This is a genomic window from Streptomyces sp. NPDC127595 (genome assembly GCF_042671685.1).
Lineage (GTDB): Bacteria > Actinomycetota > Actinomycetes > Streptomycetales > Streptomycetaceae > Streptomyces.
On sequence record NZ_JBHXWK010000007.1, the window covers coordinates 249,783 to 274,691 of the forward strand.

At 70.2% G+C, this 24,909-nt stretch carries 23 protein-coding genes and 1 pseudogene; 13 read left to right on the plus strand and 11 right to left on the minus strand.

Annotation, left to right across the window (positions count from 1 at the left end; all coding sequences use genetic code 11):
* Positions 1–42 precede the first annotated feature (42 nt).
* The gene (locus ACFVKT_RS23725; RefSeq protein WP_385734593.1) at positions 43–930 is read left to right on the plus strand and encodes an SAM-dependent methyltransferase; all 888 of its coding nucleotides are present in this window, start codon (positions 43–45) and stop codon (positions 928–930) included.
* A gap of 17 nt (positions 931–947) precedes the next feature.
* Here the strand turns inward: ACFVKT_RS23725 and ACFVKT_RS23730 are convergent, their stop codons facing one another.
* Together ACFVKT_RS23730 and ACFVKT_RS23735 are read right to left on the minus strand one after the other, a co-directional pair.
* Positions 948–1,211 carry a DUF397 domain-containing protein gene (locus ACFVKT_RS23730; RefSeq protein WP_385734595.1) on the minus strand — a complete coding sequence of 88 codons (264 nt, stop codon included), beginning with the start codon at positions 1,209–1,211 and terminating at the stop codon, positions 948–950.
* Positions 1,171–1,839: pseudogene (locus tag ACFVKT_RS23735) on the minus strand (DUF5753 domain-containing protein); the annotation flags it as partial. The gene ACFVKT_RS23730 and the pseudogene ACFVKT_RS23735, both read right to left, overlap by 41 nt.
* Positions 1,840–2,242: 403 nt before the next feature.
* Here ACFVKT_RS23735 and ACFVKT_RS23740 point away from each other — a divergent pair.
* The 3 genes from ACFVKT_RS23740 (at position 2,243) to ACFVKT_RS23750 (ending at position 4,836) form a co-directional block, all read left to right on the plus strand.
* The gene (locus ACFVKT_RS23740; protein ID WP_385734597.1) at positions 2,243–3,448 is read left to right on the plus strand and encodes an NAD(P)/FAD-dependent oxidoreductase; all 1,206 of its coding nucleotides are present in this window, start codon (positions 2,243–2,245) and stop codon (positions 3,446–3,448) included.
* Positions 3,449–3,494: 46 nt separating this feature from the next.
* On the plus strand, positions 3,495–3,878 hold the full coding sequence (locus ACFVKT_RS23745; RefSeq protein WP_385734599.1) for a DoxX family protein: 384 nt from the start codon (positions 3,495–3,497) through the stop codon (positions 3,876–3,878).
* Positions 3,879–3,939: 61 nt separating this feature from the next.
* The gene (locus ACFVKT_RS23750) at positions 3,940–4,836 is read left to right on the plus strand and encodes an RNA polymerase sigma-70 factor (protein WP_385734601.1); all 897 of its coding nucleotides are present in this window, start codon (positions 3,940–3,942) and stop codon (positions 4,834–4,836) included.
* A 25-nt stretch (positions 4,837–4,861) separates the two neighbouring features.
* On the opposite strand, the gene ACFVKT_RS23755 is transcribed toward ACFVKT_RS23750, so the two are convergent.
* Positions 4,862–5,248, minus strand: a complete 387-nt coding sequence (locus ACFVKT_RS23755; RefSeq protein WP_385735024.1) for a LuxR C-terminal-related transcriptional regulator — start codon at positions 5,246–5,248, stop codon at positions 4,862–4,864.
* A gap of 163 nt (positions 5,249–5,411) precedes the next feature.
* Between ACFVKT_RS23755 and ACFVKT_RS23760 the strand changes: the two genes are divergently transcribed.
* Complete coding sequence (locus ACFVKT_RS23760; protein ID WP_385734603.1) at positions 5,412–5,804, plus strand: hypothetical protein; 393 nt, start codon at positions 5,412–5,414, stop codon at positions 5,802–5,804.
* 48 nt (positions 5,805–5,852) lie between these two features.
* Here the strand turns inward: ACFVKT_RS23760 and ACFVKT_RS23765 are convergent, their stop codons facing one another.
* Both ACFVKT_RS23765 and ACFVKT_RS23770 read right to left on the minus strand, forming a co-directional pair.
* A complete protein-coding gene (locus tag ACFVKT_RS23765) occupies positions 5,853–7,289 on the minus strand; it encodes a glycosyltransferase family 39 protein (protein ID WP_385734605.1) in 1,437 nt (478 codons plus the stop codon).
* A gap of 124 nt (positions 7,290–7,413) precedes the next feature.
* Positions 7,414–9,462: a bifunctional glycosyltransferase 87/phosphatase PAP2 family protein gene (locus ACFVKT_RS23770; protein WP_385735026.1), complete on the minus strand. Its 2,049-nt coding sequence runs from the start codon at positions 9,460–9,462 to the stop codon at positions 7,414–7,416.
* A gap of 361 nt (positions 9,463–9,823) precedes the next feature.
* On the opposite strand from ACFVKT_RS23770, the gene ACFVKT_RS23775 reads away from it, so the two are divergent.
* A complete protein-coding gene (locus tag ACFVKT_RS23775; RefSeq protein WP_385734607.1) occupies positions 9,824–10,495 on the plus strand; it encodes an O-methyltransferase in 672 nt (223 codons plus the stop codon).
* A 9-nt stretch (positions 10,496–10,504) separates the two neighbouring features.
* On the opposite strand, the gene ACFVKT_RS23780 is transcribed toward ACFVKT_RS23775, so the two are convergent.
* Entirely contained in the window at positions 10,505–10,900 is a 396-nt protein-coding gene (locus ACFVKT_RS23780; protein ID WP_385734609.1) for a hypothetical protein, read from the minus strand.
* Between the two features lie 119 nt (positions 10,901–11,019).
* Here ACFVKT_RS23780 and ACFVKT_RS23785 point away from each other — a divergent pair, with 119 nt between their 5' ends.
* Positions 11,020–11,442 carry a DUF1992 domain-containing protein gene (locus ACFVKT_RS23785; RefSeq protein ID WP_385734611.1) on the plus strand — a complete coding sequence of 141 codons (423 nt, stop codon included), beginning with the start codon at positions 11,020–11,022 and terminating at the stop codon, positions 11,440–11,442.
* Between the two features lie 104 nt (positions 11,443–11,546).
* On the opposite strand, the gene ACFVKT_RS23790 is transcribed toward ACFVKT_RS23785, so the two are convergent.
* Together ACFVKT_RS23790 and ACFVKT_RS23795 are read right to left on the minus strand one after the other, a co-directional pair.
* Positions 11,547–12,398, minus strand: coding sequence for a hypothetical protein (locus ACFVKT_RS23790; RefSeq protein ID WP_385734613.1), 852 nt, complete (start codon positions 12,396–12,398; stop codon positions 11,547–11,549).
* Between the two features lie 5 nt (positions 12,399–12,403).
* Positions 12,404–13,099 carry a hypothetical protein gene (locus ACFVKT_RS23795; protein WP_385734615.1) on the minus strand — a complete coding sequence of 232 codons (696 nt, stop codon included), beginning with the start codon at positions 13,097–13,099 and terminating at the stop codon, positions 12,404–12,406.
* Between the two features lie 149 nt (positions 13,100–13,248).
* Between ACFVKT_RS23795 and ACFVKT_RS23800 the strand changes: the two genes are divergently transcribed.
* The gene (locus ACFVKT_RS23800; protein WP_385734617.1) at positions 13,249–13,773 is read left to right on the plus strand and encodes a GNAT family N-acetyltransferase; all 525 of its coding nucleotides are present in this window, start codon (positions 13,249–13,251) and stop codon (positions 13,771–13,773) included.
* Between the two features lie 3 nt (positions 13,774–13,776).
* On the opposite strand, the gene ACFVKT_RS23805 is transcribed toward ACFVKT_RS23800, so the two are convergent.
* Positions 13,777–16,032 carry a DHA2 family efflux MFS transporter permease subunit gene (locus ACFVKT_RS23805; protein WP_385734619.1) on the minus strand — a complete coding sequence of 752 codons (2,256 nt, stop codon included), beginning with the start codon at positions 16,030–16,032 and terminating at the stop codon, positions 13,777–13,779.
* 257 nt (positions 16,033–16,289) lie between these two features.
* Between ACFVKT_RS23805 and ACFVKT_RS23810 the strand changes: the two genes are divergently transcribed.
* Positions 16,290–17,267: a peptidoglycan-binding protein gene (locus tag ACFVKT_RS23810; RefSeq protein WP_385734621.1), complete on the plus strand. Its 978-nt coding sequence runs from the start codon at positions 16,290–16,292 to the stop codon at positions 17,265–17,267.
* A gap of 385 nt (positions 17,268–17,652) precedes the next feature.
* Here ACFVKT_RS23810 and ACFVKT_RS23815 read toward each other — a convergent pair whose 3' ends face one another.
* Both ACFVKT_RS23815 and ACFVKT_RS23820 read right to left on the minus strand, forming a co-directional pair.
* Complete coding sequence (locus ACFVKT_RS23815) at positions 17,653–18,324, minus strand: HAD family hydrolase (RefSeq protein WP_385734623.1); 672 nt, start codon at positions 18,322–18,324, stop codon at positions 17,653–17,655.
* A gap of 316 nt (positions 18,325–18,640) precedes the next feature.
* Positions 18,641–19,222: a TMEM165/GDT1 family protein gene (locus ACFVKT_RS23820; RefSeq protein ID WP_385734625.1), complete on the minus strand. Its 582-nt coding sequence runs from the start codon at positions 19,220–19,222 to the stop codon at positions 18,641–18,643.
* 529 nt (positions 19,223–19,751) lie between these two features.
* Here ACFVKT_RS23820 and ACFVKT_RS23825 point away from each other — a divergent pair.
* From ACFVKT_RS23825 to ACFVKT_RS23840, 4 genes are all read left to right on the plus strand, one after another.
* Positions 19,752–20,396 (plus strand): HNH endonuclease family protein, encoded by a 645-nt coding sequence (locus ACFVKT_RS23825; protein ID WP_385734627.1) that lies wholly within the window; start codon positions 19,752–19,754, stop codon positions 20,394–20,396.
* Positions 20,397–20,489: 93 nt separating this feature from the next.
* The gene (locus ACFVKT_RS23830; RefSeq protein ID WP_385734629.1) at positions 20,490–22,127 is read left to right on the plus strand and encodes an alkaline phosphatase D family protein; all 1,638 of its coding nucleotides are present in this window, start codon (positions 20,490–20,492) and stop codon (positions 22,125–22,127) included.
* A 166-nt stretch (positions 22,128–22,293) separates the two neighbouring features.
* Positions 22,294–24,267 carry an FAD/NAD(P)-binding protein gene (locus ACFVKT_RS23835; RefSeq protein WP_385734631.1) on the plus strand — a complete coding sequence of 658 codons (1,974 nt, stop codon included), beginning with the start codon at positions 22,294–22,296 and terminating at the stop codon, positions 24,265–24,267.
* Between the two features lie 96 nt (positions 24,268–24,363).
* A complete protein-coding gene (locus ACFVKT_RS23840) occupies positions 24,364–24,828 on the plus strand; it encodes a DoxX family protein (RefSeq protein ID WP_385735028.1) in 465 nt (154 codons plus the stop codon).
* The last annotated feature ends 81 nt before the right edge of the window (positions 24,829–24,909 follow it).

The window sequence follows — 24,909 nt, forward strand, 5'->3', positions numbered from 1 at the left end:
TGCTTAACGTTTGTCCGTGCACTCACCCCCACAGGAGAGACGATGAGCGAACCCCCGCAATCCCCCGTTGTCGACGAGCTCGGCTGGACCGCACTTGTGGTCGCCGCGGCGCGGTCCATCGAGACGCACCACGTCAACGGCCTGATCAGCGACCCCTACGCGGAGCGCTTCGTAAAGGCCGCCGACGCGACACACCAGCTTCCCCTGCGCATTGAAGACGTTGAGCAAGGCGACGACGATCCCGTCTGGGGACGTGGCGGAAGGTACTTCGGACTGCGCTGCCGCGCGTTCGACGATTTCCTTCTCAAGGCGAATCACGACGGAATTCAACAGGTGGTGCTACTGGGCGCAGGGCTGGACATGAGGGTTGCCAGGCTCGACTGGAAACCGGGCACCGCTCTCCATGAAATCGACCGGCCCGCCGTGCACCGCTTCAAGCGAAGCGTTCTCGCGGAGACCGACGCAAGCACGGTCGTTGATCACCACTACGTACCCGCAGACCTGGAAGAAGCCTGGGAAGACGCTCTGCTGACGTCGGGGTTCGACCGGAACAGCAAAACCGTATGGTCCATCGAAGGTGTCGTCCCGTATCTGTCCGCGGACACCGAGACGCGCATGTTCGCGGCGATCAGCGCGGCATCGGCCCCAGGAAGCCGGCTCGGCTACGAGATCCTTGTCGACCAGGACAAGGAAGAGCTGCGCGCCAGCGAGATCTACGCCGAAACCAAAGAGAAAATGGGCGTACACCTCAGCTCACTGTTCAACTCCGACGCCCGCCCCGACTCCGCGGAAGCACTGCGCCGGACCGGGTGGGAGCTGTCCAGCCACCCCGTTTCCCATTTCACCGTGAAATACGGCAGGGGGCCGGAGCCCGACGTCCATGACGCCATTGAGAAATCACGATGGATCATGGGTGAGAAGACCCGGTAGGCCGTATCCCCGGGGGGCTAGAGCCGGGTGACGAAAGCGGCGAAGGCGGCCGGGGTCAGGGTGAGAGCGGGACCGTCGGGAACCTTGGAGTCGCGAACGGCGATGGTGGCGCAGGGGGTTGGGGCGATCTCTACGCAGCTAGCGTCCTGGTCACCGCTGTACGTCGACTTGCGCCAGGCCAGGGGGCCGAGCGGGGCGCACTCGACGCACGAGCCGCCCGTGTCGGTGCTGTAGCTCGACTTACGCCACCGGACGCCGGTCAGATGAGAGTTGCTGCCCATAGCGTTCCTCCATCACATGCCGGATCAGCTTCGCTGTGTCCTTGATGGACAGAGCAGCGGACTGCAAATGATCGTAACGGAGCGAACGAGACTCGACCGCATCAGGATTGGCGGTCGCATGCCCCGTCTCGTAGTCCTCGCTGTAGACGATGGCTGGGTCGTTCGAGAAGCGGAAGAGGTCGAACGACCCAGGGAATCCTGCGTGGGTGCCCACCGAGAACGGCAACACCTGGACGTTCACGCGCGGGTTCTTCTCAAGGGACAACAGCCGCAGGAGTTGGTTCCGCATGACCTCCTGGCCGCCGATCTCCTGGTAGAGCACCGTCTCGCTGAACACCGCCCAGAACACAGGCGGCTTGCCCTTTTCGAAGATCCGTTGTCGTGCCAGACGCGCGGCGGTCCGATTATCCAGGTCGCTGTCGTCCACCGCCCCGAACACGGCCCGCGCGTACGCCTCGGTCTGCAACAGGCCATGCACCAACTGCGGCTGGAACACCAAGATCTCTGCCGCCCGCGCCTCAAGCTCCGCCACCTGCTGAAACCACCCCGGCAACTGACTCCGCAACACCAGCCCCACCAACCGCGACAACAACCCCCCGGTCCCCAGCGCCGCGTCCGCCCGCTCACTGAGATGCCGGAACTGACCGACCCCACCGGCCTGGCGATCACCGAGCGCTCTCCAACGTGCTGCGTCATGTCCCGGACCGCCGCTGCGAGTTGCTGGTCCTGCGGCAGCCGTACGGCGTCCGCGTCGAGGTGTCGGACAACTCGGCTGAACTCCCGACCGTCGCGGCCCCCGACGACGTCTCGGAGGGCGGCCGTGGCCTCGTCCTGGTCGAGGCGATGGCCGACGAGTGGGGGGGTGGAACCGACCGGCGACGGCAAGACGGTGTGGTTCGAGTGCGGTGCGGACATGAAGGTGTGACGCCACGCGACCGACGAGCGTCATGGAGTGATCTGGCTCACATGCTGTCACAGCGGTCGGTCACGCGGTGTCTTGAGGCCGAACCCCTTGAGACGAAGGAGACATCATGACTGAGAACACCGATGTGGTCGTGATCGGCGGCGGATACGCCGGCGTGATGGCGGCCAATCGTCTGACGCGGCGCGACGACGTGACCGTGACCCTGATCAATCCGCGCCCGACCTTCGTCGAGCGGATCCGCCTGCACCAACTGGTGGGCGGGACCCATGACGCGGTCGTGGACTACAGGAAGATCCTGGCCGACGGGGTCCGGCTGATGGTCGACACCGTGACACGGATCGACGTGGCCGGGCGCGATGTGACCCTGGCGTCGGGCGGCACGGTCGGCTACGACTACCTGATCTACGCGGTGGGCAGTGGCAGCGCCGACCCAAGAGTGCCCGGAGCGGCCGAGTTCGCCTACCCGATCGCCGGCCTGGAGGAGGCGGAGCGACTGCGGCCGGTCCTCGGCGCCGCGTCCGCGACGGCCCCGGTGACGGTGGTCGGAGCCGGTCCGACCGGCATCGAGACCGCCGCCGAACTGGCGGAGGCGGGCCGCGCGGTGACCCTGGTCTGCGGAGGAGTGCTAGGCCCGTATCTGCACCCTCGGGGGCGACGCTCGGTCACCAAGCGGCTGGCCAGGCTCGGTGTGACCGTGCTCGACGGCCCCGACACGAAGGTGACGGCGGTGACCCGCGATGCCGTACGGCTCGCTGACGGCCGCGAGCTGCCGAGCGAGGTGACCATCTGGACCGCCGGATTCGGCGTGCCGGACCTTGCCGTGCGCAGTGGGCTGAGCACCGATGCCCTTGGGCGCCTGCTCACGGACGAGACGTTGACGAGCGTGGACGACGTACGCGTCGTGGCGGCCGGAGATTCTGCGGCGCCGTCGGGTCTGGCGCTGCGGATGAGCTGCCAGGCCGCGATGCCTCTCGGCGCTCGGGCCGCCGACACGGTGGTCAGCCGGATCGCGGGTGAGGAGCCCTCGGCCCTCAACCAGGTGTTCGCCGGCCAGTGCATCAGCCTGGGCCGACGCGCGGGCATCTTCCAGTTCGCCCACAGGTACGACGTCGCCGTGTGGTTCCACATCGCCGGTCGCCCCGGCGCGAAGCTCAAGGAGTTCGTGTGCACGAGCATCGTCAAGCACCTGGCCGACGAGGCGGGCAAACCCGGTGCGTACAGCTTGCACCACGTCTCAGGAGGCGCCAAGCGCCGGCAACTGCTGGGGGCCGAGCGCGGCGAGGCACCGGTCGCCGCTGAACGCGTGGCCTAGGCCACGCACGACACCCGAATCACCTCACGAGGCAAAGGGAGCCCCGATGAACCTCACTCTCTGGATCACGACCGGACTGCTGGCCGCGGTGGCCCTGGCCGGCGGCATCAGCAAGGCGTTGGTGCCCACGGAGAGGCTGGCCGCGCAGCACGGCGGGGAATGGACCGAGCAGGCCGGTACCGGCTTCGTCAAGAGCCTCGGGATCGTCGAACTCCTGGCGGCGGCAGGCCTGATCCTGCCCGCCGTGCTCGACATCGCACCGGTCATGGTGCCGGCGACCGCCGTCTGCTGGGCTCTGCTCATGGTCGGTGCGATGATCACTCATGGCCGCTTCGGTCAGTTCAGGCTCGTGATGCTGAACCTGGTCTATCTCGCACTCGCGGTCTTCATCGCGTGGGGCCGCTTCGGCCCTGAGCCCTTCACCGGCTGACGAAGATGTGAACCGCTGCCTTCAAAAGACATGAACGGCTGCCTACGAGAGGGGACAGGACATGAGCGACCACGTCACCGACCCGGCGACCGAGACGTTCGTCGCCCACCGCAACCTGCTCTTCACCGTCGCCTACGAGATGCTCGGATCGGCGGCCGACGCCGAGGACGTACTCCAGGAAACCTGGCTGCGGTGGGTCAAGGTCGATTTGGAGCAGGTGCGCGACCAGCGCGCCTACCTGGTCCGGATCACGACCCGGCAGGCGCTCAACCGGCTGCGCACGATGAACCGCCGGAAGGAGGCGTACGTCGGCCCCTGGCTGCCCGAACCGCTGCTCACCACGCCTGACGTGGCCGAGGACGTCGAACTCGCCGAGAGTCTGTCGATGGCGCTCATGCTCGTCCTCGAAACACTGGCGCCCACCGAGCGCGCCGTCTTCGTGCTGCGCGAGGTCTTCGATGTCGGCTACGAGGAGATCGCGGCCGCGGTCGACAAGAGCCCCGCGGCCGTCCGCCAGATCGCCCACCGCGCACGCCTGCACGTCGATGCCCGCCGTCCTCGCGAGACGGTCTCGCCGAGCAGGACCCGGGCGGCTCTGGAGTCGTTCCAGCGGGCAATGGAAACCGGGGACCCGCAGGGCCTCCTCGATGTGCTCGCCCCGGAGGTCGTCCTGATGAGCGACGGCGGCGGCATCAAGCAGGCGGCGCTGCGGCCGATCACCGGCGCGGACAAGGTGATCCGCTTCATGGCCGGTGGTCTCGCCAAGCACCCACACTCGATCACCGTCGTTCCCACCCTGGTCAACGGCAACCCGGCGCTCCTCGTACACCTGGACGGCGAGATCGACGGCATCATGGCGATCCGTGTCGAGGACGCACACGTCACCAGCCTCTACTACGTCCGCAACCCGGAGAAGCTGACCCGCGTCCAGTCCGAGACCCCGCTCACCCTGCGCTGAGCTGAGCCGCACACCCTCTCGGCGCTCACAACAACCCGAGTTCCCGCGCCCGCAACGCCGCCTGCGTACGGTCCCGCAGCGCCAGCCGGCTGAGGATCCGCGAGACGTGGTTCTTCACCGTGCCCTCACTGAGGTACAGGCGGGCGGCGATCTCGCGGTTGGTGTGGCCGTGGGCCAGCAGTCGCAGGATGTCCGTCTCGCGCGGGCTCAGCGGGACGGTGGGGGTCGCGGCGGCCGGCAGGGCCGCGGTGAGGTGGGGGGCGACGGTGGAGTCGAGCTGGGTGACGCCCGCGTGGGCCAGGCGTACCGCCTGGGCGAGTTCCTCGGCGGGCAGGTCCTTGAGTAGGTAGCCGTGGGCTCCGGCGCGCAGGGCCTGGACGACGTACTCCTCGTCGTCGAACGTCGTCAGCATCACGACCCGGCTCTCCGGCGCCGGCCGCGCAGCACGGCCACCGCCTCGACGCCGTCCATCACGGGCATGCGTACGTCCATGAGGACGACGTCCGGGCGCAGTTCGAGCGGAGCTCACCGCGCTGCACCGCCGGCAGAGCCCGGCCACGGGCCGCTTCGGGGACGTGGCCCACACGGTGAACCTCATCGGTCTGGGCCTGTTCGGCGGCGCCGCGTTCGCCGCGAACCTGGTCCTCTTCCACTTCGACGGGGACGTCATCGACAAGTGCCTGGCCGACGGCCCCACGGTCCCCGTACTCATCGGCTCCGCGACGATATTCGCCCTCGGCTGCGCCCTGTTCGGGGCGACGCTGGTCCGCGCCCGGGTGTTCCCGAGGCTCCCCTCCTGGGGCTACGCCGCCGTCCTCCCCCTCTTCGGCTTCCTGACCTCGCTGCCCGACTCCCTGCTCACCATCGCCCTGCACGTCCTGGTCGGCGCCGTCCTGATCCGGCTCTCGGCGGCGCTGTGGCGAACCGCGCGGACCCGGGAAACGTCGGAGCCGGCGGCCAGGCTTTAGGGGTTCCGCCAGGGTCTGCGGGTGCCTCGTACAGCTGACGCCTCGCCATCACCGCGCACAGTGCCCCGGGCGGGCGTAGACGACGATCTGTGCGCCCAACACCTGGGTGCGCTCGCAGACCTCGAAGTACGCCTTCAGCGTCTGCCGTTTGACCACCTCCTGTGCGAAGGGGTCGAGCGGCTGCCCCGGGGGATCGGTCAGCGCGATGACCCGATCCTCAGACAGGATGCGCTGCCGGATCGCCTCGGCGGAGAGTTCGGTCCCCTGGAGGGTGCGCGAGGCCGCCGGGGACTCAGCGAGGGCGAGGTCGTCCACACGCCCGTACACGGATGGGTACGACAGCAGCCACTCGCGGCGCCGGGCAGGCATGAACAGAACGCCATCGCCCTCTCGCGCGGAATTCTCCACGGCGTGCGCGACCGCAACGACGTCGTCCTTACGGCTCTCGGGCGAGCGCACCATCAGCGACCACGGCAACAGGACCGCGACCGCCGTCGCGGCCAGCAGGCAGGCGGTCAGGACACGGGCGGCGGGGGCGAGTCGGTGCCGTTGGCCGATCACCCACCCCAGCGCTGCCCCGGCCGGCAACGCCAGTCCCGTGAAGCTGTACAGCACGTACCGGTCGACGTACCACGGCTTGACGAGCGAGATCACCATCAGCAGGCCTGCCGGGGCGATCAGCAGGGGGACGGACAGCCGGACCAGGGCGACGGCCTCGGCGGAGGCCGTGCCCGCGAGCCCGCGCACGAGGAGCCTGCAGAGCAACACGCCGATTCCCGAGATCACCGCGAACTGCAGCCACGCGGTCACACTGGGCCGCCCGAGCCAGCCCAGTTGCTGTTCCGCCTGCGCCGCGCTCGCCACCGCCAGGGGCAGCAGGCTCGCCGCCACACAGGCTGCCGCGATCCCCCAGCTCCGCCAGACCTGCCGAGGCACGCGTGACCACCACAAGGTCAAACCGTGCGCAACCAGAGCCAGGGCCGCGAACTCGTGCAGCCAGCAGGCGAGGCCGAGTGTGAGGGCGTACGCCGTCCACCAGCGGCCTCGGGATTCGCCGGTGCCGCGCACGAAGAAATACGTCGCCCATGTGACACCCGCGGTGACCAGCGCGTACGAGCGGCCCTCCTGCGCGTACTGCTGCGTGACCGGCAACAGGACCAGGACGAGCCCCGCGAGCGTGCCTGTCCGGCGTCCCGCCAGCCTTGCGCCGATCGCCCCGACTCCCGCCGCCGCCACGGCAGTCGCCACCGTCGAAGGCAGCCGCAGGGCCAGGAGCCCGCCGTCCCATACGGCGAACACCGCGTGCATGAGGAGGTAGTACACGCCGTGCACGGCGTCGATCTGACCCAGCAGTCCCCAGAGTTCGCCCAGTGACCGATGAGCCACCTGGTAAGTGACCGACTCGTCGCGCCACATGCTGTCCTGCCGGCCGATCCCCCACAGCCCCAGGGCCAGCGCCGCCGCGGCCGGGACAGCCGTCGGCACGACCCGTCCCGTCCTGCTCCACCGCCGGGTCCCGGGCACGGCGGGCCGGAAGCCGCTGTCACGCGGAGGTGTCTCTGCGGTGTCCAAGTACTGCGTGATGATTTCCTCCGGAAAAAGGGGTCGGTCAACCTCCCGTGTACGAACGCTCCATGGTGTGCACCACTCGGGCATCGGGCGGGTACTCGTCCTTGACGACCGCGACACCGGCCGCACGCGGCCCCGACAACACATAAACCAGCCCGAACCCGGCCCCGATCACAACCGCCCCGCCCACCGCGTCCAGCACCCAGTGGTTGCCGGTCGCGACGATCGCGGACAGGGTGAAGAGCGGATGCAGCAGGCCCAGCGCCTTCATCCACCGCTTCGGGGCCATGACGACGATGATGATGCCGCACCACAGGGCCCAGCCGAAGTGCAGCGAGGGCATGGCCGCGTACTGGTTGGTGACGGCGGTCAGGGCGCCGAAGTCGGGGTTGTTGAGGTCCTGCGTGCCGTGCACCGTGTCGATGAAGCCGAGGCCCGGCATCAGGCGGGGCGGCGCAAGGGGGTACAGCCAGAAGCCGAACAGGGCGAGCAGGGTGCCGAGTCCGAGCGTGGCGCGGGCCCAGCGGTAGTCGGCCGGGCGGCGGGCGTAGAGGACCCCCAGGATGGCCAGGGGCACCACGAAGTGGAACGACGTGTAGTAGAAGTTGAAGAAGTTCACGAGCCACGGAATACCCGCGACCGCGTGGTTGATGGTGTGCTCGACGTCGATGAAGAGCGCCTTCTCCAGCGTGTGGATCTGATGGCCGTGTTCCTCGGCGGCGGGACGGCCGCCGCCCGCCGCGAGCCGCACGGAGGAGTAGGCGGCGTAGAACACGCGGATGAGGAGCAGTTCGAGCAGCAGGCTGGGCCGGGTGAGGGCTCTGCGCCAGGACGGGAGCAGCGGTACGCGGGCGAATCTGGCGGGGCGGGCGGGCGCGTACAGCGTGGCGTCGGGTGCCCGGAAGTAGGGCGACTGCAGCGAAAGGAACGGCACGGCGCACGCGGCGGCGAGGGCCGCCAGCAGCACCACGTTGTCGCGCAGCGGGTACAGCGCCGGCATGTTCGGCAGCAGCATCTTCGCGGGCAGTGTCATGACGAGGATGATGACCACGGGCCACATGTAACGGTCCGAGGTCTTCCTGCCGACCCGCCCCACCACCGCGAGCAGCACCCACAGCAGCTGGTGCTGCCAGCTCGTCGGTGAGACGGCGACCGCGACACAGCCGGTGATCGCGACGGCGAGGAGCAGCTGTCCGTCGCGCGCGTACCGTACGGCGCGGCGCAGGCCGAGGACCGCGACGGCCGCGCCGAGCAGCAGGAACAGGCCGATCTCCAGCGGGCCTTGGAGGCCGAACCGGAGCAGTGCGCCGTGCAGCGACTGGTTCGCCAGACCGTCGGCTTCGCCGCCGAGGCCGACGCCCGCCAGGTGGTGCACCCAATAGGTGTACGAGTCCTGTGCCATCGCGGCCCACGCGACCGCGGTACAGGCGGCGAAGGAGACCCCCACGGACACGGCCGCGCGTCTGCGGCCGGTGAACCAGAGCAGCGGTGCGAAGAGCAGCACGGTGGGCTGGAGGGCGGCGGCGAGGCCGATCAGGACGCCGCTGGCCCGCTGCCCGCGTACGGCGAAGCAGCCGAGCAGGACGAGCAGCACCGGGATGATGCTGGTCTGGCCGAGGTAGAGGGTGTTGCGCACCGGCAGCGACAGCATCAGCAGGCTGATCGTGACGGGCGCGGCGAGCAGGGACGCCCGCCGGGTCACGGGCTTGGGCAGGGCGCGCGCGGCGACCAGGCCCAGCGCGACGACCAGCAGCAGGGTGCCGAAGGTCCAGCCCCAGCCGAGGGCCTGTTCCGCCGAACGGGTGAGAGGCTTGAGGACGAGTCCCCCGAAGGGGGTGCCGGTGAACTGCGTCGAGTCGTACAGCGACCCCTTCACATGCAGCACGCCGTTCGCGCCGACCCAGGTCTCCAGATCCGTCAGCCGCTCCCCTTTCGGGGTGCTCAGGACCGCGGCGAGCTGTCGTATCGCGAGGACCGCGGCGATCACCCACAGCCCGATACGGACAGCCCTCAGCCGCGTCTTCGCCCGCTCGGCCGCCCCCGCCCCGAAGGCATTACCCGCTCTTCCGCCGTGCTCCACATTCGCCACGCCGCGCCGGCCCTCCCGCCCCGCTCGTCCCACGCGTCCCATGCGCGGATTCCTGTCCCGGTCCCCATGAGGTTCGCACCGCCTCCGGTGAAAGACGCAGGCAACCCCCTCTTCACCTGACGTCCTTCCATCTTTTGTCCGGATGACGATAGTGGGCGAACGGTTCACTCCCGCCCCGGGTCCGCGACGCGGATCACAGAGAGCCGCCCAACACCGCCTGGGCCTGGCTCGAAACCGCTGCCACCCGACCGGGTTCCGGGCGTGAACCCGGCGAAACCCGCTGACAACCCCCGGCTTCCGCGACTAGATTCCCCCAGGGACTAGTTAGCGCATCTAACTAGGCATACGAAAGGCATGGTGCATGACCGAGTCGCAGCTCTGGAACGACGTCGACGACTACTTCACCACCCTCCTCGCCCCCGCCGACGAGACCCTGACCGCCGCACTCCGCGACAGCGACGCGGCCGGACTGCCCCCCATCAACGTCGCCCCGAACCAGGGCAAGCTGCTTCAGCTCCTCGCCCAGATCCAGGGCGCCCGCCGCATCCTGGAGATCGGCACCCTCGGCGGCTACAGCACGATCTGGCTGGGCCGCGCCCTCCCGGCCGACGGCCGCCTGATCACCTTCGAGTACGACCCCACACACGCCGAGGTCGCCCGTGGCAACCTCGCCCGCGCGGGCCTCGACAAGATCGCGGAGGTACGGGTCGGGCCCGCCCTGGAGTCACTCCCGAAGCTGGCCGAGGAGAACCCGGAGCCGTTCGACCTCGTCTTCATCGACGCGGACAAGGTGAACAACCCGCACTACGTCGAGTGGGCCGTCAAGCTCACCCGGCCGGGCAGCCTGATCATCGTCGACAACGTCGTCCGGGGTGGCGCGGTCGCCGACGCCGGCAGCACCGACCCGAGCGTGCGGGGCACCCGGGCCGCCCTCGAACTGATCGCCGCGCACCCGAAGTTGAGCGGTACGGCCTTCCAGACGGTCGGAAGCAAGGGGTACGACGGGTTCGCGCTGGCACGCGTACTGGCCTGAAGGCACCAGTCACACCTCGTGGTAGAAGCCCACGTTCACGCTGTACGGGCCGGTGCGGTCCAGGATGACGATCTCGCCGGAGCTGCCCGCGGGAAGCCTGGCCGTACCGCCGTACGGGAGGGGCTGGGTCACCTGGCCCGCCAGGGTCAGCCGCACCTCGGAGGAGGGCTCGGGCTGGGAGCCCTGCAGCCAGGTGACCTGCCAGGAACCGTCCGGGCCGCACAGGAACTCCAGGTGCACCCTGGACACGAACAGCCAGTCGTCCGGGGTCACGAGACGGCACACGGCCTTGTCCCGGCCCACCCGCAGCAGGGCGCCGGGATCGCTCGGCGCATCCGCCATCAGCATCCCGGCCGTCGCACCCGCGTCCGCCCCGGTGACCGATGCCATGGTGAGTTCGAGCACGTGCGCTCCTTCGGTTCCTGCCGGTCCAATTGTCCACCTGCGGAGCGTCCTTGACGCGCCGCCGCCGAATGATAGTTCGCCCCGTCGCCCCTGCGCGCAGCCTCCGGCACAATGGACCCATGACCGAGCGCAAGCCACCCGGTGTCAGCTTCGAGACGTGGGTCGACAGGCAGATCCGTGAAGCGGAGGCGCGCGGGGAGTTCGCGGATCTCCCCGGTGCGGGCAAGCCGATGCCCGAGATCACGGACACGTCGTACGACGAACTGTGGTGGATCAAGCGGAAGATGGTCCGCGAGGGCCTGTCCGTGCTGCCTCCCACGCTGGCCCTGCGCAAGGAGGCCGAGGACGCGCTCGCGGCGGCTTCCGCGGCGCCCTCGGAGCGGGTCGTGCGCCGCATCGTCGAGGACATCAACGCCAAGATCCGCGAGGTCATGTTCAAGCCACCGCCGGGCCCTCCCCTCGGGCTCAAGCCGTACGACGTCGAGGCGATCGTCCGGGAGTGGCGCGAGCGCCGGGAAGGTCCGGCCGCCGCCGCCCGGTGACGACTGAGGCCGCGCCCCGGGACATGGTCCGGGGTGCGGCCTCACTGGTGCCTGTTGTGCGTCCGTACGTCGGGGGCTTCGCGTGGGTGCGTGCGTCGCCGGGGTCAGAAGCGGAGCAGGCGTTCCGTCACCTCGCGGTAGTCCCGCAGGGCGATCCGGAGCTGCTCGGTGTCGGCGCCGTTGCCGGTCTTCTCGTCGGCCTTCTTCTCGCCGGTCTTCTGCTGCCAGGCCGTACGCAGCGTGCTGCGCCGCCGGGTGACGGCGTCCGAGAAGCGTGCGGCGAGCTCCTCCAGCACCTGGTCGGCCTCCGCCACGGAGTCCCGGGGGCCGTCGACGAACCCACCGACCGCGTGCCGCATCCGCAGCTCGAACTTGTCGCACTCGTCCTGCGGGAGGAGGCGGGTGTCGTGGTCGTGGTGCTGCTCGCGATCGTGGTCCGGGAGCTGCCGGGTTTCCTGCGCGGTGGGCCGTGCGTGGGCGCCCGAGGTCGTGGCGCCCTTGCCCTCGCGGGTCGCGCTCTCCCGTGTCGCGCTCTCCCGTGCGGCGCTCTCGCGTGTCGCGCTGTCGCCGGTCTCGCGGTCGAGGGCGCCCTCGCGGGAGCCCGTGCCGGGGGTGGCGGCGGGGCGGAGCGGGTCCGTCCGGCGTGCGCTCGTGTCCTCGCCCAGCGGGGACTTCTGGCCCGCCGGAACCTCGCGGGCCGACGCGGTCTCACCGGACATCGGGGGCACGCGGCCCTTCATGGGGTCCGAGGGGGTCGGGTCGGAGCGGGTCGGATCCGAACGGGTCGCGTCCGAGCGAGCCGTGTCCGACCGGGCCGCGTCCGAGCGAGCCGTGTCCGAGCGGCCCCCATCGGGCCGGGTCGCGTCGAGGCGGGTCCCGTCGGGACGTGACTCCTCGCGGCGTGACTCCTCGCTGCGGGTCGGGTCCTTGGTGCCGTCGTCCGATATGTCCTTCACGTTTCTCAACTCCCCTTCGCCTGGCGCTTGTTGAACGACCAGGGCAGGTGGGATCGGCCCTCGGGAGCGGAGCCCTCGGGGCGGGTGGCTGTGGTCCGGTCGATGGACGACTTCTCGTCCGCGTCCGTCCGGTGACGGGGGGCGTCCTGGCCGCCGGGGGTCACCAGTTCCTCGAAGAGGACACGGGCCTCGATCATGGCCTCGCGCAGCTCTTCGGTACTGCCATGACCGTCCGGGACGCGGGCCTGCGCGGCCCGGTGCACCCGGCGGTAGCCATGGACGTGGGGGCCGTGGTGGACGGAGAGTGCCGCGTACTGCTCGTCGTACTGGCCGCCGTCGGGGAACCCCCGGGCGCCGGCCACTTCGCCGAGCAGCTGGTCGGCCTCCGCCACGGCTTCGCGCGGCGACTCGACGAAACGTTCCTGGGCGGCCGCCCAGCGGGCCGCGTACTGCTCACGGACCGCGGGCTCGAGCGCCCGCTCCCGCAGCGAACCGTGCCGGCTCACGCGTTCCGCGAGGTCCTGCTCCGCGGCCTTCACGTCACCGTCGTGCCGGGCGACGGCCCGGTCGTATTCGGGCCCGAAGCGCCGCTGCAGGCTGCGCCCGCCCTGCGGCCTTCGAGCGAGGAGGGTCACGGCGGCCGCGACAACGACAACGGCCGCCACGATCACGATCAGAGCGATGATCACGCCTGTGGACATGGGTGCCTTCCAAGGTATTCCCGGCCCAACGCCGGACCGGTTCACCCACCGGGTTGCCCGCACAGCGCCTCTCAAACAGTGCGCGCCACAGGGCCGCCCACCGAAATCCGCTTGCCCGCCCGGCCCAACACCCCACGACAATGACCGCCATGTCTGTTCCCCGCACGCCACCTTCCTGGACCATCGCCCCCGAACCCTTCGACTCCCCGGCCGCCGCCGCGCTCTGGCGGGCGTACTACACGGAGGTCAGCGACCGCTGGTACCTGCTGTACAAAGGGCACCCGACGGATCCCGAGGAGCTGGAGCGGGAGGTCGCCGCCGACACCGGGGACTGTTTCGTGCCGCCGGGCGGGGTGCTGCTGGTCGCGCGGTACGACGGTGCGCCCGGCGGCACTGCGGGCGTGCGGATGCTCGACGCGAGCACCGGTGAACTGAAGCGGGTCTTCGTGCGCGAGGACCTGCGCGGCAAGGGCGGCGCTCCGCTGCTCCTCGCGGCGGCCGAGGAGGCGGCGCGCGGCCTCGGCGCCGAGCGGCTGGTTCTCGACACCCGCGGTGACCTGGTGGAGGCGCGAGCACTCTACGCACGGCACGGTTACGTGGAGACCGCGGCGCACAACGACGACGTCTACGCCGAGCACTGGTTCGAGAAGCGGTTGGGGGTATCGGGCGGGTGAGGGTCAGGTGGTGGGGCGTGCCACCGTGCCGTTGTGGGGGCGCTCTCCGTCCGAGCCGCACAGCTCCGCGTTCAACTCCTTGACCAGGCCTGCCAGATCGGCCGGGCGTTCCGGGCCCCACCAGTCGCCGAGCAGCTCGGCCAGGGACTCCTCACGCGCCTGGGACAGCTTCCCGGCGGCCGCCCGGCCCTCGTCCGTCAGCACGAGGTCGAGTCCCTCGCGGACGGCGAGCCGGCGCTCCTCGATCTGCCGGGCCGCGGCCATCACCACGGGCAGTGGTACGGCGCTGCCCTCGGCCAGTCGGGCGGGCTCGGCCCACCCGTACTTCCTGATCCGCAGCAGCAGCCAGCTCGCGGCCGGCAGCAGGTCGTACCCGGCCCGCGCGGTGATCTTCTCGTAGATCTCCCGCCGCCCCTCCCGGGTGCCGAGCACGGACAGCGCCCGGCACACCTCGTCGTACGACGAACGCTGCACCGGGTTGCTCGCGAGCGTCTGGGTGGCGTCCGGCGCCGTGACCGACCCGCGCAGCTTGTCCTCGCGCAGGAACCAGGCCAGTACGAAGCCCAGCAGGGCGACCGGGGCGGCGTACAGGAAGACATCGGTGATGGAGGAGGCGTACGCGTGCACGACGGGCGGTCGCAGCGCGGGCGGCAGGTCTGCGATGCCCTTCGGGTCGGCCTTCAGCGTGTTCACGCTGATGCCCGTCGGGAGCTGCTGTCCGCTCAGCGCGCTCGTCAGTTTCTCCCCGAGGCGGCTCGCGAAGATCGAGCCGAAGATGGCCACGCCGAACGAGGCGCCGATCGAGCGGAAGAAAGTGGCGCCGGAGGTGGCGACGCCCAGATCCTCGTACGAGACCGAGTTCTGCACGATCAGCACCAGCACCTGCATGACCAGACCGAGGCCCAGTCCGAAGACGAAGAAGTACGCGCTCATCTCCCAGGTGCTGCTGAACTCGTCGAGCTGGTGGAGCAGCAGCAGGCCGAGTGCCATGACCCCCGTACCGGCGATGGGGAACACCTTCCAGCGGCCGGTACGGCTGACGATCTGCCCGGCGCCGGTGGAGGCGATGAGCAGGCCGAACACCATCGGCAGCATGTGCACGCCGGACATCGTCGGCGTCACACCCTGGACGACCTGGAGGAACGTCGGCAGATAGGTCATCGCGCCGAACATCCCGAAGCCGACGATGAAGCTGATGACGGCGGCGAGGACGAAGGTGCGGATGCGGAAGAGCTTGAGCGGGAGGACGGGTTCGGCCGCCCGGCGTTCCACGTTGACGAAGACGACGGCCAGGACGACGCCCAGCACCGCCAGGCCGATGATCTGCGGGGAACTCCAGCCCCAGGTGGTGCCGCCGAGCGAGGCCACCATGATCAGGCAGGTGGCGACCGCGGCGATGAGGAAGGTGCCGAGGTAGTCGATGACGTGCTTCTTGGTGCGGACCGGGATGTGCAGGACGGTCGCGATCACGGTCAGCGCGACGATGCCGATGGGCAGGTTGATGTAGAAGACCCAGCGCCAGCTGAGGTGTTCGGTGAAGAGCCCGCCGAGGAGCGGGCCGAGCACGCTCGACATACCGAAGACCGCGCCGAACAGGCCCTGGTACTTGCCGCGTTCGCGCGGCGAGACGATGTCTCCGACGATCGCCATCGACAGCACGATGAGTCCGCCGCCGCCCAGGCCCTGCAACGCCCGGAAGGCGATCAGCTGCGGCATGTTCTGCGCGAGGCCGCACAGCGCCGAGCCGATCAGGAAGATCACGATCGCGGTCTGGAAAAGCCTCTTCCGTCCGTACTGGTCACCGAGCTTGCCCCACAGCGGGGTCGCCGCGGTCGACGCCAGCAGGTACGCGGTAACCACCCATGACAGGTGCTCCATGCCGCCCAGGTCGCTGACGATGGTCGGCAGCGCGGTCGACACGATCGTCTGGTCGAGGGAGGCGAGCAGCATGCCGAGCAGCAGTGCGCCGATCGAGACGATGACGCTGCCGTGCGCGGTTTCACCGGCGTCGGTGGCGGCCGCGTCGCGCCGCCGGTCGGCGCTCTCGTTCACGCCCCGGGGGGCGTGGCTCCCACCTTGTCCCAGCGGTGCGGGGTTCCCGCTCTGTCCCAGCGGTGCGGGGTTCCCGCTCTGTCCCAGCGGTGCGGGGTTCCCGCTCTGTCCCAGCGGTGCGAGGTTGCCACTCTGTCCCAGCGGTGCCGGATTCCCACCCTGCGGCCCGGGCTGCCCGCCGTCCGTGCCGTGCCCGTCCTCGGTCATGCGGACCTCCCGCCGGTCCCCGCGTCTCGGTCATCCCCCATCCTGATCGGTGTGACCAATTATGGCCTGTTGAGTCCCGATAGCCCTGTGAGTCCTGTGAGCCCTGTGAGTGCCGTGAGCTCTGTGAGTCCTGTCTGCTCCTGCGGAAGGTGAGATTCCGGGGGCTCCGGGGAGATTGCGTAGGACTTACGGATAATCTCTTGAGTTCCTCAGGGGAGGAGATGGCCTCAGGGGGAGGAGAGGGGAGGGACCCACCCGTGACTGAACCGGACAGGCATGTCTGCCCCGAGTGCACGGCACCCCGCACACGGCAGGGCACCCCGACGTGCGACTGCACCCAGCGGGCGTCGGACGCGCTGCGGGATGTGCGTACGGCGGAGGCGGCTGCGGCGGAGGACTTCGATCCGCTGCGGATTCGGCCTTACGTGGAGTTGGAGGCGGGGGAGGTGGGTACCGGCACCACTGCTCTCGTGCCGAAGTACGCGCCGGTGCCTGTCACCGCGCCGGAGCTTTCCGAGGGGGCCTCGGCGGCGACGATGCGGCTCGCCGCGGTGCCGGGTGGGGCCGTGGTCGGGGTTGGGGTTGAGGCCGAGGCCGGGGTCGGGGTGCGTCTGGATGCGACGCCTCCGCGTCGGCGGCGCCGGTTCGTGTTCCTGGGCGTTGGCGGGGCCGCGGTCACGGTGTTGGCCGCTGCGGGGTTCGCGAGCGGGTTTTTCATGTACGAGTCTCCCTCTCGGGACGAGGCCGCGCCGGACCTCATACGGGCGAGCGTGCCGGACGCGCCGCCCTCGTCCGCCTCCGCGTCACCGTCCGCGAGCGAGTCGTCGGCGGCGCCGGTGCCGGCCGCCCCGGCCCCCTCGCCCAGCACGAGCCACTCCCCCACGGCGCCACCCCGGTCGAGTCCCGTCGCAATCCCGTCCTCCTCAGCCACCCCGACGCGGACGACCACGACGGAGAACGCCGACGACGCGGTGGAGGCCACCGGCGTCGCCCCGGGCGACGAGCTCGAGGCCCAGAGCCTGCGCCGCGGCGACCAGGGCCCCGAAGTCACCGAACTCCAGCTACGCCTCACCGAGTTGGCCCTCTACATCGGCGAAGCCAACGGTGACTACGACAGTCAGGTGGAGGAGGCCGTGACCCGCTACCAGTTGGCCCGGGGGCTCACGGCCGACGAGCTGGGCGTGTACGGCCGGACGACCCGCACGAGCCTGGAAGCGGAGACGACGGAGCCGTGAGCGCGTCCGGCTGAGCGGGGGTCGGGGGCGCGCCGGTACGTCCCGCCCGTCGCCGCCGGATCAGACGTCGGACAGTGGAGTGCGGGTCCGGTGACGCGAACGTACGCGACGGGCATCTGGACGTACTGACACGCCCCCTTCCGCCGTCTTGCGGCTGCGGGTGGCGGTGGCGGTGGCGGTGGCAACATCTTGCCTTCCCGATCCCCCACCCACCCACGGGGGCTGCACCCTTCAACCCCGGCCGGGGGAGAGATTTTCAGCCCGTCCGGCGTTTGAGGACGAGGCCGTCCAGGCCGATGCGGGGGGTCTGGGGGCGGCAGCCCCCAGGAACAAGGGACGGGTAGGGGCGGAGGGGGCGAAAAAACCCATGGCCCACACCGCCCCGTCACCCCACATGCAGCCGGATCCCCCCACCCCACATGGCCTCCACCCGCACCTCGGTCAGGTCCCGGACGAGGACGTCGGGCCGGTGAACGCCCGCCCGAGGGCCGACCCCGACGACACGCATCCCGGCGGCACGCCCCGCCGAGATCCCCGCCCCGGAGTCCTCGAAAACGACACAGTCCTCAGGCGCGACGCCAAGCTCGGCGGCACCCTTCAGAAACCCCTCGGGATCCGGCTTGCTCGCCCCGACGGACTCGGCGGTGACCCGCACATCAGGAAGGGCGAGCCCCGCCGCAGCCATCCTCGCCGTGGACAGCCCCACGTCCGCGGACGTCACGAGCGCGTGCGCCAGCCCCGCGGCGACGAGGGAGGCAAGAAACTCCGAAGCGCCCGGGATCGCGAAGACGCCGTCCATGTCGGCGGTCTCCTCGGCAAGCATCCGCGCGTTGTCGGCGTAGTTCTGCTCCATCGGCCGGTCCGGCAGCAGCACCGCCATGGAGGCGTACCCCTGCCTGCCGTGGACGACCTTCATGACCTCGTCCCCGTCCAGCCCGTGCCGGTCGGCCCAGCGGCGCCAGCAGCGCTCGACGACGGCATCCGAGTTGACGAGAGTGCCGTCCATGTCCAGCAGGAGGGCGCGGGCGGTCAGAACGGTGGGAGCCGTCATCGGCATGCTCCAGAGCGCGAGAGACGTGAAAACGGAACGTGGATAAGGAACGGGGTAAGGAACGTCGAAACCCAGTAAACCCAGTTAAGGGGACCGGCTACCGCCCCCCAGGGGACAAGGTGACCCCGCCCGCCGGTCAGGGAGTGCGGACGGGAGTCACTTTGTTCCCCAACCATACAAAATGGGAGACTCCGGCGCCACCGCCTCCGACCAGGCATTCAGTCACCCCGCCCGCGTACGGTCACCTTCCGGACGGTGGGGGGACATCACCAGGACACCACGGGGACAGCCGGGCACGAAGGCGGAAGCCAGACCACCCACCTCAGCCCGTCACCGCCTCGAACAGACTCCAAACCCCCAGCCCCAGCATCAGCACCGCCGCCACCTTGGTCACCAGGCTCAGCGGCACCCGCTTCATCAGCGCCTTGCCCCCGACGATGCCGAGCCCGGCGACCGCCCACAGCGCGAGGACCGCACCGAGGCCGACGGAGAGCGGATCGTCGTAGCGGGCCGCGAGGTTCGCCGTCATGATCTGGGTGAGGTCACCGAACTCGGCGACCAGAATGAGCATGAAACCCGCCCCGGAGACTCTCCAGAAGCCCTGGTTCTCGGGCTTTCGGACCTCCGTCTCGTCCTCGTCCTTCTTCAGCAGCAGCACCGCGGCGCCACCGAGGAAGAGCACACCGGTGAGCGCGTGCAGGATCTGCTGCGGCAGCAGGGTCAGGACGCTGCCCGCCGCCACGGCGAGGGCGACATGGAGGGCGAAGGCGGCGGCGACGCCGGCGAAGACGTACGAGGCGCGGTAGCGGGTGCCGAGGACGAGTCCGGCGAGGGCCGTCTTGTCGGGGAGTTCGGCCAGGAAGACGACGCCGAAGACGAGCGCCATCACACTGAAGCTGATCAAAATTCCTCAATCGGTCGGGCTGCCCCACCGAGAGTCTGTGCTGCGCTGCGACACCTCGGCATGGCAGCGCACAAGGAGCCCGGGCCGAAAGGCACAGGCGGTGCACTGCTTGCCGAAGGTCTCGCTGGCCGGCCCCGTGTGACGAGGCCTGCCTCCGGGCGCCGGCTCAGACAAGCTGAGCAGTATGTCGACGGTCCGGCGAAGAGCTACTCCCCTTCTGCGCCATCCATCGTACGGGATGGCCGCACGGGCTCCGCAGGGTCCTCGCCCGGGACGGCGACACGGACTCCGTAGGCCCTCCGCCCGGGACGGCCGCACGGACTCCGTAGGGCCCTTCGTCCGGAATGGCCGCACGGGCGCCGCAGGGCCCCAGGTCCCACCACAGGCGTAGCAGTTCTCGTACGTCAGAACCGTTGATGTGTCATGCGCACGTCACTAGCTTCTCACCTGGCACACACCTGCTGGAAACACGCCGCCGCAAGCATGTGCTCGCTCGCCCCCAACGTCCCCCCGCCCCAATGGAGTTCGCATGCCCAAGGTCTACGCGCGTCGACGGCTGAGCATACTCGCAGCAGTCACCGGTCTGATAGCCATGGTCGGGATATTCAACGGCCCGACCGCCTCCGCCGCGCTGCCCACCCCGGTCAGCGCCGCCACCGCCCGCACCTACCTCGCCTCCCTCACCGTCGCCACCGAGGACCGCACCGGCTACGACCGTGACCTGTTCAACCACTGGATCACGATCTCCGGCACCTGCAACACCCGCGAGACGGTCCTCAAGCGGGACGGCTCCGGCGTCGTCACCGACTCCGCCTGTGCGTCCACCAGCGGCAGTTGGTACTCCGTCTACGACGGCGCCACCTGGACCGCCGCCTCCGACCTCGACATCGACCACCTCGTGCCGCTGGCCGAGGCCTGGGACTCCGGCGCCGACAGCTGGACCAGCACCCAGCGCCAGAACTTCGCCAACGACCTGACCCGCCCGCAGCTCATCGCGGTCACGGACAACGTGAACCAGGCCAAGGGCGACCAGGACCCGGCCACCTGGATGCCGTCGCGCACCGCCTACGCCTGCACATATGTCCGCGCCTGGGTCCAGGTGAAGTACTACTACGACCTCTCGGTCGACACCGCGGAGAAGACCAAGCTGACCTCGGTCCTCAGCGGCTGCTGATCCGGCGCGATTGTTAGCAGGTCGGATCCCGGAACCTCCCCGCCGGCCTCCGTCGTTCCGTACCGTACGGGGCGACGGAGGAGGCTGATCAACTTGGCGGAACTGCGCCTGGGACCCCTGCTGAGGTACGTCGACGGCTCGTCCGCGACCTTCTGGGTCGAGACGAGCCGTCCGTGCACCGCCGAAGTGCGCTGCGCCGACGGCAGCAGCGGCGAGGCCCGGACCTTCCAGATCGCCGGACACCACTACGCGTTGGTGCAGGTGAGCGGACTGACCCCGGGTACGAAGACGGCGTACGAGGTGCGGCTGGACGACGTACCCGTGTGGCCGCTGCCCGACTCCGCCTTCCCGCCCTCGGTCGTCAGCACCCCCGACGGCGAGACCGTCCGGGTCACCTTCGGCTCCTGTCGCTGGGCCGCGCCGCCCGACAACGAGAAGGACCCGGCGGGCCCGGACGCGCTGGACACCCTGGCGGCCCGCATCGCCAGAGCACCGGAAGGCGAACGCCCGGACGTTCTCCTGCTGCTGGGCGACCAGGTGTACGCGGACGAGGTCTCCCCGGCCACGCTGAGCTGGATCGCGGCCCGTCGCAGCCTCGACGACCCGCCGGGCCAGCAGGTCGCCGACTACGAGGAGTACACCCGCCTCTACTACGAGTCCTGGCTCGACCCCGAGATCCGCTGGCTGCTGTCCACCGTGCCGAGCTGCATGATCTTCGACGACCACGATGTCATCGACGACTGGAACACCAGCGCCGCCTGGGTCTCCGACATGCGCGAGACGCCGTGGTGGCGTGAGCGCATCCTGAGCGGGCTCACGTCGTACTGGGTCCATCAGCACCTCGGCAACCTCTCGCCGCGCGAGCTCGCCGAGGACCCCCTGTACGCCGCTGTCCGGGAGACCCCGGACGGCACCGACGTGCTGCGCGCCTTCGCCGCGCAGGCGGACGCCGACCCCGCCTCCGTCCGCTGGAGCTACCGCCGCGACTTCGGCCCCGTCCGCGTCGTCATGCTCGACAGCCGCGCGGCCCGCGTCCTGGACGAGCAGAACCGCCGGATGATCGACCCCGGCGAGGCACAGTGGCTGCGCGAACAGGCGCTGGAAGACCCCGGATCGTACGACCATCTCCTCATCGGCACCTCCCTGCCCTGGCTGCTTCCCCCGCTCATACACGACGCCGAGGCCTGGAACGCGGCGCTGTGCGTGGGTGAACGGGGCGAGCGGTGGGCGCGGTTCGGGGAGAAGGTGCGCAGGGCGGCCGATCTGGAGCACTGGGCGGCGTTCCCGTCGTCGTTCACGGCGCTCACCGAATTCATCGCCGAGGTGGGATCGGGGGACGACGCCCCGGCCACGGTGTGCGTGCTGTCCGGGGACGTACACCACGCGTACATCGCCGAGCCGTCCTGGGTCGACGGCCCGCAACCCGACTCCCGGGTCCTGCAGTTGACCTGCTCCCCCGTGCACAACTCCATCCCCCGCTACATAAAGTTCGGCTTCCGTTTCGGCTGGAGCCGGCTGGGGCGCAAAATCGGACACCGGCTCCGCCGGCACGGCCGCTGCCCGCACCCGCCCGTCGACTGGGGCAGGACCGGCGGCCCCTGGTTCGGCAACCAGCTGATGACCCTGACGCTGCGCGGGCGTTCCGCTTCCCTGCGCCTGGATCAGGCACAGGTCGAACGCAGTGGGGACGTCCGCCTGGAGACGGTGGACGAGTCGGTGCTCACCCCCTGATATGCGTATTTCGTACGGTTGTTGTGCGCGTTGTCCCTGATGCTCGTGAGGCATCCCACATGCGGCGCCGAGGGTCTGCCCCGGGTCTCGGCCCCCGCACCGTACGACGGCATGATGAGGCGGACCGTCCGCTTCCGGTGGGCGGTCCGCCGCCTTGCACCCCCACATGCCGGGAGTCACCTTCTTGTCCGTACCGCCCGCACCGCCCGCCGCGCCCACCGGAAACCGCCATGTCTCCGTCGCCCTCGTCGGTGCCGGGCCACGCGGCACCAGCGTCCTGGAGCGCCTCTGCGCCTCCGTGCCGGAACTCCTCGCCCCCGGTGTGCGCCTGACGGTCCACGTCGTCGATCCCGCCCCACCGGGACCCGGCCGCGTCTGGCGCACCAGGCAGTCACCGCATCTGCTCATGAACACCGTGGCCTCGCAGGTGACCCTCTTCACCGACGAGAGCGTGGACTGCTCGGGGCCGGTGCGCCCGGGGCCGAGCCTGCACGACTGGGCGGACGGCGCGCTCGGCCCGAACGACTATCCGACCCGCGCCCAGTACGGCCACTACCTGGAGTGGGTCTTCGGCGAGGTGGTGCGGGAGGCGCCGCCCGAGGTGCGGGTCGAGGTGCACACCGCCCGTGCGACCCGGCTCGACGACGCACGCGACGGCCGCCAGACGCTCACCCTCTCCACCGGCCGCACCCTGTCGGGGCTCGCCGCCGTGATCCTCGCGCAGGGCCATCTGCCGGTCCTCGCGGACCCCGCGGAGCAGCACCTCACCTCATACGCCGAACGGCACGGTCTGCGCCGCGTCCCGCCCGCCAATCCGGCCGACGTCGACCTCTCCCCGCTGGCCCCCGGCGAGCCGGTCCTGCTGCGCGGTCTCGGCCTCAACTTCTTCGACCACATGGCCCTGTTGACCACGGGCCGCGGCGGCCGCTTCACCCGCACCCGCGAGGGCGGCCTGCGCTATCTCCCCTCGGGCGAGGAGCCCCGGCTGTACGCCGGCTCCCGGCGCGGCGTCCCGCACCAGGCCCGCGGCGACAACGCGAAGGGCCCCTACGGCCGGCATCTGCCCCTCGTGCTCACCGACAACGTGATCGCCTCCTTCCGCAAGCGCGCGGACTCCGGTGACGCGCCGGACTTCCTGCGCGAGATATGGCCTTTGGTGGCGAAAGAGGTGGAAACGGTCTATTACGAGGGGCTGTTGGAGAGGCAGGAGTTGGGGAAGTTCAGGACCCGGTTCCTCGCCGCGCCCCATCGGAGCCTCCAAGAGGGTCTGATTCTGGCCGAGTTCCGCATCACTTCCGCCAACCGCTGGTCCTGGGACCGCATTTCTCGCCCCTACGCCGGACAGGTCTTCGCGGGCCCGGGCGCCTGGCGGAACTGGCTCCTCGGACATCTGCGCGAGGACGCCGAGGAGGCCGCGCGCGGCAATGTCGAGGGCCCGCTCAAGGCCGCCCTGGACGTGCTGCGCGACCTGCGCAACGAACTGCGCCGGATCGTGGACCACGGAGGGCTCTCGGGGGTTTCACGCCGGGAACACCTGGACCGTTGGTATACGCCGCTCAACGCGTTCCTCTCCATCGGGCCGCCCCGGCAGCGCGTCGAGGAGATGGCGGCGCTGATCGAGGCGGGTGCGCTGACCGTTCTGGGACCCCGCCTCGGCGTGCGGGCGGAAGACGGGGCCTGGGTCGCGCACTCCCCCGACGTGCCGGGTTCGGCCGTACGGGCGACCACACTCATCGAGGCGCGGCTGCCGGACGCGGATGTGCGGCGGACCGCAGACGAGCTGCTCGGGCGGCTGCTGAAGACCGGCCGGTGCCGTCCGCACACCGTCGACGGTTACGAAACCGGAGGCCTGGACGTAACACCGCGCCCTTACCGTCTGATCGACCGTCAGGGCCGCTCGCACACACGGCGGTTCGCGTTCGGCGTGCCCACGGAAGGGGTGCACTGGGTGACCGCGGCCGGGGCCAGGCCGGGCGTGGATTCGGTGATGCTTTCGGACGCCGACGCGGTGGCGCGGGAGGTGCTACGGGTCGCACGACGGGGCGCACCACGTGCGGCGACGACCGACACGGAAACGCAAACGGAAGCGCGAAAGGAAGCGGATCCGTGGCCGAATGTTGAACTTGCAAGCATCGATTAGGCGCACCTACCGTAAATGGCTCACTCGGTTCCGTCCCCACGACCGGTCCGTCCCACCGGACCGGCCCGACCGAAGGAGTCACTTATGAGACCCGGCCTGTCCGGACGCCTCAACAGCGCCCAGCCCTATGCCATCGCCCTGTTCCGCATCGTCGTCGGCCTCCTCTTCGCCTGCCACGGCGCCGCCTCGCTCTTCGGAGTCCTCGGGGGCGCGGTGGGCGGCGGCAGCATCGACGCCGGCACCTGGCCCGGCTGGTACGCGGCCGTCATCCAGTTCGTCGGCGGCATCCTGGTACTGCTCGGCCTCGGCACCCGCGCCGCCGCGTTCATCGCCTCGGGCTCGATGGCGTACGCGTACTTCGACGTGCACCAGTCGGGTGCCCTGTGGCCCATCCAGAACGGCGGTGAGGCCGCGGCGATGTTCAGCTGGGCCTTCCTGCTGCTGGTCTTCACCGGCTCCGGCGCCTTCGGCCTCGACCGCTTCCTCGCCTCCCGCACGTCCTCGGGCTCGGACTCGACGGAGTCCGCGGACGAGCGGACCTCGGAGCCCGTCACGGCCTGACCGCTCGCGCGACGGCGCCCGGTCCCTCCCTCGCACGGAGAGTTCGAGCGAACACGCCCGACCCCTCCCTCGTACGGAGGG